6 protein-coding genes and 2 pseudogenes are annotated in these 9,443 nt (G+C 51.1%); 2 read left to right on the forward strand and 6 right to left on the reverse strand.

The window, feature by feature from the left end; all coding sequences use genetic code 11:
• Nucleotides 1-65: 65 nt before the first annotated feature.
• The gene (locus AB4O45_RS01840; RefSeq protein ID WP_095180219.1) at nucleotides 66-485 is read left to right on the forward strand and encodes a hypothetical protein; all 420 of its coding nucleotides are present in this window, start codon (nucleotides 66-68) and stop codon (nucleotides 483-485) included.
• 1,330 nt (nucleotides 486-1,815) lie between these two features.
• On the opposite strand, the pseudogene AB4O45_RS01845 reads toward AB4O45_RS01840, so the two are convergent.
• The 6 genes and pseudogenes from AB4O45_RS01845 to AB4O45_RS01870 all read right to left on the reverse strand — a co-directional run.
• Nucleotides 1,816-3,411: pseudogene (locus AB4O45_RS01845) on the reverse strand (DUF637 domain-containing protein); the annotation flags it as partial.
• A gap of 307 nt (nucleotides 3,412-3,718) precedes the next feature.
• Nucleotides 3,719-4,303 carry a hypothetical protein gene (locus tag AB4O45_RS01850; RefSeq protein WP_150635066.1) on the reverse strand — a complete coding sequence of 195 codons (585 nt, stop codon included), beginning with the start codon at nucleotides 4,301-4,303 and terminating at the stop codon, nucleotides 3,719-3,721.
• A gap of 1,124 nt (nucleotides 4,304-5,427) precedes the next feature.
• A pseudogene (locus AB4O45_RS01855) lies at nucleotides 5,428-6,795 on the reverse strand (DUF637 domain-containing protein); the annotation flags it as partial.
• 127 nt (nucleotides 6,796-6,922) lie between these two features.
• Nucleotides 6,923-7,498: a hypothetical protein gene (locus AB4O45_RS01860; protein WP_460161003.1), complete on the reverse strand. Its 576-nt coding sequence runs from the start codon at nucleotides 7,496-7,498 to the stop codon at nucleotides 6,923-6,925.
• Between the two features lie 40 nt (nucleotides 7,499-7,538).
• Nucleotides 7,539-8,156 (reverse strand): SMI1/KNR4 family protein, encoded by a 618-nt coding sequence (locus tag AB4O45_RS01865; protein WP_224787207.1) that lies wholly within the window; start codon nucleotides 8,154-8,156, stop codon nucleotides 7,539-7,541.
• Nucleotides 8,157-8,393: 237 nt separating this feature from the next.
• Nucleotides 8,394-8,663, reverse strand: a complete 270-nt coding sequence (locus AB4O45_RS01870; RefSeq protein WP_016775048.1) for a hypothetical protein — start codon at nucleotides 8,661-8,663, stop codon at nucleotides 8,394-8,396.
• Between the two features lie 218 nt (nucleotides 8,664-8,881).
• Here AB4O45_RS01870 and AB4O45_RS01875 point away from each other — a divergent pair, with 218 nt between their 5' ends.
• The gene (locus tag AB4O45_RS01875; protein ID WP_130927882.1) at nucleotides 8,882-9,181 is read left to right on the forward strand and encodes a hypothetical protein; all 300 of its coding nucleotides are present in this window, start codon (nucleotides 8,882-8,884) and stop codon (nucleotides 9,179-9,181) included.
• The last annotated feature ends 262 nt before the right edge of the window (nucleotides 9,182-9,443 follow it).

A 9,443-nucleotide genomic window follows, 5' to 3' on the forward strand; every position in this document is an offset into this window, starting at 1 on the left:
CTGGGTTTTACGTCGCCGCCAGCGATTAATTCAACAGCTTTTTAAACGGTGTGGTTGTACTGCTCATGGAGGCGTTTCTTGCCGTCCTCGCTATGGGTTTCGACGTTGTGCTTATCACCGGCCGAGGACATGTTGATGTCGCGCTTGGCCTCGGCGGTAAGGTTGCCGGTAGCTTCGGCGATGGCGACGACGCTGATGTCGCGACCGGCATCGAGCTTCAGGTCACCATCGCGTTATACGCTCGACGCGAATTGAAAGGTGATCTGTCCCCGTTTATCTCCAGGACAATGTTGCCTATGGAAATCATCTGGGTCTGTCGCAGGGTTTCGTCGGTGTTGCCCCAGACCTTTGGCCGAGACCCACGCGGCGTTGTTATTGGTTTTGGTGTGACTCTCGTCATGCAGATCCTCCACCCCTTCGAAGGTGATGGCGCCGCCGCTATCGAGGACGAAGCCCTTGTCGCTGTCGAGTTTGGCCACCGGTAATGCTGGTCGCCCTAGCTGATCAGCGACAGGTTGCCACCGGTCTCGATTTCGCTGCCGACCATTCCCGAAAGAAGCCACACACCGCACTTCTAGATACGCTGAGCTTTCGACTGCCGAACCTGCCAACTCTTTAGTCAGAGGTAGATTCCAGCTCTTTCAAGCTCGCAGAAAAAAAACCTCATACCTTCTCGTATATTATCTGTGTCCTTTCTTAGAACCACGTTACTTTGCGAAGAGGCATTTAGAACAAAAGTATAAATATCGGACTTCCTTTCACCGTCGATTTTAAATATAAAGAATCCTTCGCATTTTTTTGCTACCAGCTCCATAATCTGAATGAAATCATCCAGATGCACACTATTCATATCTAAAAACCCAAAACGAGCAGCATATTTATCAGAAGGATCACAAGACATCAATCCAGACCTCTCAATGCGTTAGAAATATCTTTAACATCTGTTAATTTCCCTGTAGCAACCTTATCTACGACATTCCATATCACCTGCTTTGCCGGACCATCGACACCGTTTCTTATAATTAGCCGCTCCACAACCTCAACAGCCGTTCGTTTATTCCCATTATCAAACAGATGCCCCCCTGCGATATCTCTTATAATTGAACCAGCCTTATTAAAGAATCCATCATAATTGCTGGCGTTTGCAATAGCCGTATCCACGCTTCGAAACGATATTGAACCATCAAATTTTGAATTGATGGCGTTTATTTCACCCGCGCTTAGTCCAAATTTGAAACCACCAAGTCCTGCTCCCGATGGAATGCTAGGTGACGAGAGTAGGCCTGGTGTCGAACCTAAGCCGGGAAGAGCTACGTCGTCTACGGCTCCGATATCCGCCGCACCTTTTGCACCAACCAGAACCTCCTCGGTTTTGCCAACCAATTTGCTCCCAGCCCCGATCCCTCCAGTCAGAATCGTCCCAGCGATTTCCGCATGATCACCCAGCATCGTTTTATGGTGAGAGTTCAGCTCGTCCGTGTGGTTCGAGTCTTGGAAGTCCTGAACAATCGCTCGCTCTTCAGCACTTAACCCGCCATTTGCATCGTAGTTTTCAAGCGCCAGGGTCCCTCCTTCAGCGGCGTTCGTCTGACCATTACACTGATCGAAACCCTCGCACTTGAACAGTTCGGATCCACTGGTTTTCGCGCTCAGTTTCGCATAGGTATCCTTCACTTTCTCTCGACAGGCTGCTGGATTTTCGCTAGCTCTACAGCCCTTCAACTCTGTGACGAGATCGTCTACTTGCTGATGATTCAGGAAGTTGTACTGTGTCGCGTTGTTGGCAACCCAAGAAGCGTTTTCCAATGACTCTTGATCAGTATTGCCCAGCGCAGTTGCGGAGAGCACCCCCACTATCTGCGACCCCATGAGCAACAACTCGGGATTGCCCTTGAACCATTTGTTCATCTCACCAACAAGCGCTTCATTCGCACCAGCCGCCAACGCGCCTGTCGCAAAATCCCCACCGGTCATCTCCGACAACAGCCCACCCACCGCCGCATGAATGATGATTTTGCCCGCTGAGCCATCATCCAGAACGCCCTGCGTGAGATCGCCCACCATGTTGAAGCTGAACGCCGCGACGGTATTGAACAGAGCCGTCTTCAGAACGTCACCGGCACTTGCATCGCCGCCGACTGCCTTGGTGATCAGCGCGGAAGTGCCACCCTGGATGATTTGGCTTCCAGCAAATCTGCCGACGTCCTCCCACGTGGCTAACGACGGGCCGAGCAGCTTTCCGGTATTCGGATCGTATTTCATACCCGTCAGCTGGTTCAGGTATTCGGCCATCAATCCGGCTGTCACTCCGGAAATCACATAGCCCTTCAGTGCATCGGATGAAGTAACGTCCGCGAAAACCGCTCCAAGGTTTCCTCCGTTATTGATAAAACTGGTCGTGGCATTTGTGGCTGCACCTGTTGCCACAGCGGCGAGGCCTGCGGCCCAGGCTGTGCCCATGCTCGCGCTTAGCGAAGCGAACGCAGCAGGCCCGACAAAGGCAGCCATCACGATCGCAATAATCATCTGCGAAGCCGGGCCAAGCCCCGAGTTGCTGTATTTAAACGACTCGTGAATCTCCTTCACGCGCCGCCAATCAACATCTCCCCGAGCCTCCGCATCCTTCAACCACGCCAGTTGCGGATCAGCCTTGACCATCGCATCAATGGTCTGGCTGACGGACTCCTGACTCACATCCTTGATATCAATCTTCAGCCCATCGACCGCTTTCAAAACGATGTTGCCCTTGGCGATCATCTGCGTCTGGCGCAGGGTTTCGTCGGTGTTGCCGCGACCCTTGGCCGAGACCCATGCGGCGTTGTTGTTGGTTTTGGTATGGCTCTCGTCATGCAGATCCTTCACCCCTTCGAAGGTGATGGCGCCGCCGCTGTCGAGGAGGATGTCCTTGCCACTGTCGAGTTTGGCCACCTGGTAATGCTGGTCGCCCAGGCTGACCAGAGACAGGTTGCCGCCGGTCTTGATTTCGCTGCCGACGTGGGTGACCTGGGTGACTTCGTCGCGCTGGAGTTTCAGGTTGCCGAAACCGCCCTTCTCCTTCATGTCGTAGAGCGTGTGGTCCTTGTTCTGCGCGGCCAGCAGATTGAGGTCGTTACCGGCGTAGACGTAGGCTTCATTGCCTGCGCTGATTTTGCTCGCGACCAGTGTGGTGTCACGGCCGGAACTGGTTTTTACGTCGCCGCCGGCGATGAACTCAGCTGCTTTCTGAACAGTGTGGTCGTCCTGTTCATGGACACGTTTCTTGCCGTCCTTGCTATGGGTTTCGACGTTGTGTTCATCACCGGCCGAGGACATGTTGATGTCGCGCTTGGCCTCCGCAGTGAGTTTGCCGGTGGCTTCGGCGGTGCTGGCGACGACGTTGATGTCGCGACCGGCATCGAGCTTCAGGTCACCATCGCTTTATAAGCTCGACGCGAATTGAAAGGTAGTCTGTCCCCGTTTATCCTTAAACATTGCTCAATGGTTGATCCTCGTGTGCTTTAAGCTCCAGATATTGCAGCCGGCAACCTGCCCTGAATTTGATTCACACCTTATTATCGGCAGCATTCATCAGAATGCGTACAGCTCCTTATAACTGATTATCTGACGCACCGTTCACCTATCCGACACTTCGGTAATATCAAATTGACAAAAAAAGGCAAAAAAGAGGTAGCCCGTAAAGAATGGGACAGTCCACATATGTTAAAGATCAGCACTTAGTTTATAAAAAACGAACTTTCCAAAAATCCTTACCTGCATCCACCCAATACTTTTCTCGTGACGGAATCAAGTAGCTGAAATCGCCAGATTCAGCAACCCAGTCCGAATGCACATACTCCTCATGAAATCGACCGTCATCCATGTGCATGAAAATCTTTCGATCAAAATTCACGTAAAACAGTGGAAGCCTCGAGCGTATGACATTTGCATTTTTGAACAGCTCCGAATCCAGACCTTCGCCTGTGAGATAGTAGTTTTCAATTTTTTCAAAAACATTCGGCTTAGCCCCAATAAAGCCTTGCAATTCGGAAGACGACAAAATCTTTACACTTGGCCCATGAAGATACGAAGGAAAGTTCTCGGCAGTCATCTTCAGGATACCATTTCTGAATTTCAGGCAGGATCGTTCGTATTGCTCTTGCGTGATAGTTCCGTTACTCAATGACGCTCTAAGACTCTTGTCTACGTCAAGAGTAAAATTACGCTTCTCGTCAACAATCCAGTAACACTGAGCTGACTGTACAAAAAAACCGATACTTCTTTCGCCGTCCCACAGGTCATCAAAAACGTCTTGATCAATGGTCATTTCTTAAACTCTTTTAAAAATTCGTCTTGCGTATAGACACGAGCATTACTCGCACTGTTTTCGAGTAGCGACTCCCATATCTTCGGCAACTCCAGGGAGTAACCTGGTTGGCCCTCGTCGACTCTCTTGGGTGCATCACGGTCCCTTGGGCCATCGCCGTGCTGAGGTATCACTCTGTCCATAATTTCCTTATGAGTCTTGGCATCGATATCGAAGACCACTACGGAGCCATCAGGACGCTTGTTCGTCAAGTAGTAGGTTGCGTGGTCAGCATTGCCAACACTGACACACAGCTGGCCCGTACACCCAGGATTAATGGTAATGCTCCCGTCGTCATTGGCGGTAATTCGATTCTGGCTCGTCTTAAACCCTGTTCCCCCACCTTCTACCCGGAAATAGGTTACGTTTTCCGCCGAGTCGCTTTTGGTATTTCCTGCGTTGCCTTTCGGAGCAGTGGATTCGGCCTCCTCTGTCGATCCAGCAGGCCCTCCCTTGGGTTTATTCTTACCGCCTCCTGCGGTCTTAATCGTCGGAGCCATCCCAGACACTGACATCGCCAAGCCTTCAACAGCAGCCATCGCCATTTCGTGGCTGATGCCAAGCGTTTGGACCAGTGTGTCCGCAATCGCAGCGACTGAATGTCCAGCGGTGATGCCCGCCAGCATATTCTGGAACCCGTGATTTTCCGCGATCAGCAGATCGAACATCTTGGCTGCTTCGGGCGATGCCGAGGCTGCCAGGTCTTTCAATTTTTGAGTTTTTGCCTCGGCCTCTGCAACAATCCTTGAAAGGCCTTCGCAGCTACCAGAATTAGCCGCACATTGAGCAACTGCCTCGATGTCTTGCTTCTGGCTCAGAGCGTGATATTCGGCGTACTTCGTATTCGCGCATGCAGCGTCATTGCCACAGGCGGACAAATCGTGTGCCGCTCGCTCGAGGTCAGAATGCGAGAGGTAATTGTATTGGGTCGCAGTAGCCGCGATATTTGCTGCTATGTTTGGGTCTGTGTCGGCAATCACGGCGGAGAGCACTGCGATCAGTTGCGACATCGCCAATAGATTAGCTTTGGCCTGATCGGCTCCCGGCATGTTTGGGTCGTAATTTTCCGGCAGTATCAGGTCCGCAAGATACTGAACCAGTGCTTCGTTGGCGCCTCCAGCCAACGCGCCTGTCTTGAAGTCCCCGCCCAAGGCCATGGACTTCAATCCGCCCACCAATGCATGGGCTGCAATCTTCGTTGGACTGCCTTCCACCAGGTTAAGGTTACCAACCTTATTGGCGGCGATAGCTCCGCCAATATCGATTACAGCTCCTAATAGATTGTTGACGAAATTGTCGCCCAGGCTTCCGCCCTGCAATGCGGTTTGAGCCAACGTATCAGCGCTGGTTTTGAGAATCACTTGGCCTGCACTATTCCAGTCAAAACCAAGTTCTGTCGGGTTATAACCCAGGCCATTCCCAATGCCGCCCAACATCCCGGAGAGCACATACCCCTGAAGATTTTCGCTGCTGAAAACGTCCTTGAGAACTGAGCCCAGATCGCCTTTATTGCTGATGGCGCTGTTTGCAGCGGTAGTTTCGACTGCGATCAACACAGCGTTGGCGAAGCCCGCAGAGAACGTGCCAGCAGTTGCGCCTATCAATCCTGCGCCTGCCCCCCCGGTGACTGCAGCTAGCAGGATAGCCAGGGCCAATTGTGCGGCGACACCAAGTCCAGATGTCGAGTATTTGAAACTCTTGTGTATTTCTTCGACACGACGCCAGTCAACATCGCCACGTAACTCAGCTTCCTTTAGCCAAGCCAACTGCGGATCAGCCTCGACCATCGCATCAATGGTCTGGCTGACGGACTCCTGACTCACATCCTTGATATCAATCTTCAGCCCATCGACCGCTTTCAGGACGATGTTGTCCTTGGCGATCATCTGCGTCTGGCGCAGGGTTTCGTCGGTGTTGCCGCGACCCTTGGCCGAGACCCATGCGGCGTTGTTGTTGGTTTTGGTATGGCTCTCGTCATGCAGATCCTTCACCCCTTCGAAGGTGATGGCGCCGCCGCTGTCGAGGAGGATGTCCTTGCCGCTGTCGAGTTTGGCCACCTGGTAATGCTGGTCGCCCAGGCTGACCAGAGACAGGTTGCCGCCGGTCTTGATTTCGCTGCCGACGTGGGTGACCTGGGTGACTTCGTCGCGCTGGAGTTTCAGGTTGCCGAAACCGCCCTTCTCCTTCATGTCGTAGAGCGTGTGGTCCTTGTTCTGCGCGGCCAGCAGATTGAGGTCGTTACCGGCGTAGACGTAGGCTTCATTGCCTGCGCTGATTTTGCTCGCGACCAGTGTGGTGTCACGCCCGGAACTGGTTTTTACGTCGCCGCCGGCGATGAACTCGGCGGCTTTCTGAACAGTGTGGTCGTCCTGTTCATGGACACGTTTCTTGCCGTCCTTGCTATGGGTTTCGACGTTGTATTCATCTCCGGCCGAGGACAAATAGATGTTGCGACGGCATCGAGCTGCAGGTCACCGCCGCTTTTACGCTCGACGCGAATTTGAAGGTGGCCTGTCCCCGTTTGTCTCTCGAAAGGTGGTCTTTCCCCATTTATCCGGTCCCCATTTATCCGCTTTTCTTTCAATCGTCGGGAATCTCGATATGAAACGAATCTGCATCAATTTTCAAAGACATCCATCCTGGCCCAGGCAAAACGTTTATTTCACCCTCAAGAAAATACTCACTTGCAGACTTATCGACTTTAGGCCCACTAATAAACTCCTCGACAAACTCATTACCTGAGGAACTCTTTCGATCGAGAGAATATTCATAGATAACTTTTCTCAACACACTCACACCCGAAAAGACCAGCCAGCAGTCACCCACATATTCATGCATTGCGTGCAAACCTTCACTCTTGCTCTCGTATTTGACCCATTCACCACCCTCGCTTCGAGCGTGTAACAAACCATTTACAAGACTCCATTCAACATACTCCACATCTCTAGCGGGATCGTAAATATAATGAACAGGAAAAATACTTTCGCCCTTAGGACACTCATCTTCATCACACTGTACGATCCGAGCGCCATCCGCCGCTGTTACCAACTTCGTTTTTTTCAAGGCTAGGCCTCTTTCGACATAAAGGCGAACTACTCCATTTTCGAGCTCAAAGCCTCCATATACGCAGTCAAATGTGACGAGGGAATCAAACATCGCTGAAACTATCATTTGTCTCCTGTCAGTCCAGACTGAATTAAACCTGAGTACCGTCTGGTAAATTTTTAATCTTATCGGCTATATCGGCTCTGAGCCGCATGCCTTCTACAGCATCGGCAACATATAAATTATCCAAGGAAAAATCACCACCCATTACAAAAGGCACTTTGGGCAGCAAACGCATCCCAGCACGAACTGGACCATTGCGCTTTTGCCACTGATGAGCCAACGGATAGCCTGTCAATACTTCATAGTCGTGCAGAACTACTTCAGCCCAGCTTTCAACATCCGCAGCCAAGTACTCTAACGAGCCAGTTTCCGGATCAAAAATGTAGATACTGCCATCCTTGATACAGAACTGCCCACCAAAGATATCTTCAGCAAAAAAGACACCATTATCGGCTAGACCTTTGTAGCTAGTGCGCCACAGGTCAGCATGATTCCAATCAGATATGCCCATTTCACTTTGGCTGGAGTTGCTTGGAAAAATATGCAGCGCGCCTTCAAAAGCATAGAAGCCATTGCGCTGACGCAGCACATTAAAAAGTTGTTCCGCCGAAGTCCCTGCCATGTTGCGTATTGGCCCAGACAGTTCTGGTTCACGCTCACTCAAGGACGAACTTGCAATCGATAACAACTTATCCAAATTATTCACAATCTAATCTATCACCTCTATTCTAACCTTCGTCCCGTTAGGCAACTCTCTGCATTGAGCGCCAATACAAGCGCCTGGTCAACGTGTCAGGCTTTCCTGCCCCGATGGCATCTTCAATATGTTGCGCCGACTCGGGGAAACGGGGACAGATCACGTTTTGGAATGCGTTTTAAACATGGTCTGTCCCCGTTTATCTGGGTGCTAGGCCGGTGTCAGATCACATCTAGGCCTCTACAATTAACAAGAGACATTCAAACCACAAGCAGAGATAAAATCACGTATCGGTATATCAAGAACGCTACTTTCTCCAGCGGAGAGTACATCTTGCAATGTGACGATGCCTTTTTCAAAGTCTAAAGAAACGTCAAAGCAATTAAACTCGAACGCCCTGAACAGAATGCTCTCTGAGCAAACCCGCTCATCAAAGGCGTTTTTCAAAATAGAGCGAACGCTGTCGTCCAACTCTTGGGCCACAAATCGTTCTATTATCGTGCCGCCACTGCTCATAACCATTCCTAACCAGTACGAGAACGCAGTCTGGATCACACCATCCCGAACATTTATTTTGATTGTCGAGATCGGAGCGCATCAGACGTTTGTTCCAATCACCTTACTTGGGAAAACGGCGGACAGACACGTTTTACTCCTTCATGTCGTAGAGGGTGCGGCCCTTGTTTTGCGCGGCCAGCAGGTTCAGATCATTACCGGCGTAGACGTAGGCTTCGTTGCCTGTGCAGATCTTCCCCGCGACCAGTGTGGTGTCGAGGTCCGGGCTGGTATTTGCGTCGCCGCTGGCGATGAATCAGCAGCTTCCTGAAAAGAGTGGTCGTCCTCTTCATGGACGCGTTTCTTGCCGTGCCTGCTGTGGATTTCGACGTTGTGTTCATCACCGGCCGAGACAGGGAGATATCGCGCTTGGCCTCGGCGGTAAGGTTGCCGGTAGCTTCGGCGATGGCGACAACGTTGATGTCGCGACCGGCATTGAGCTTCAGGTCGCCACCGCTTTTACGCTGGACGAGAATTGAAAGGTGGTCTGTCCCCGTTTATCTCCTCCATTTGTTGTGAATAACGCTTTTCTAATCTTTCAGCAGACCTTTGAACTCCATCGCGTTCATCTGGAAAGTAAGCAGAATAAACATCAGCTGCAATTTTCATCAGAGAAACGTAGTCAGCCACAGGTATGCTAGAAGTTAACGCTTCCCCCAAGAAGAAACTTACCTCATTGAATTCTTCTGGATCGTCCCAATCCTGATCAAGCGAGTAAAAAAACCTTCAGCCACTGAGAAC

The organism is Pseudomonas sp. S2_B10 (assembly GCF_054668425.1).

Bases quoted from the DNA above. Each gene is read 5' to 3' on its own strand.
- AB4O45_RS01840 (WP_095180219.1), top strand. From the start codon at position 66: ATGGAGGCGTTTCTTGCCGTCCTCGCTATGGGTTTCGACGTTGTGCTT.
- AB4O45_RS01850 (WP_150635066.1), bottom strand. From the start codon at position 4,303: ATGACCATTGATCAAGACGTTTTTGATGACCTGTGGGACGGCGAAAGA.
- AB4O45_RS01860 (WP_460161003.1), bottom strand. From the start codon at position 7,498: ATGTTTGATTCCCTCGTCACATTTGACTGCGTATATGGAGGCTTTGAG.
- AB4O45_RS01870 (WP_016775048.1), bottom strand. From the start codon at position 8,663: ATGAGCAGTGGCGGCACGATAATAGAACGATTTGTGGCCCAAGAGTTG.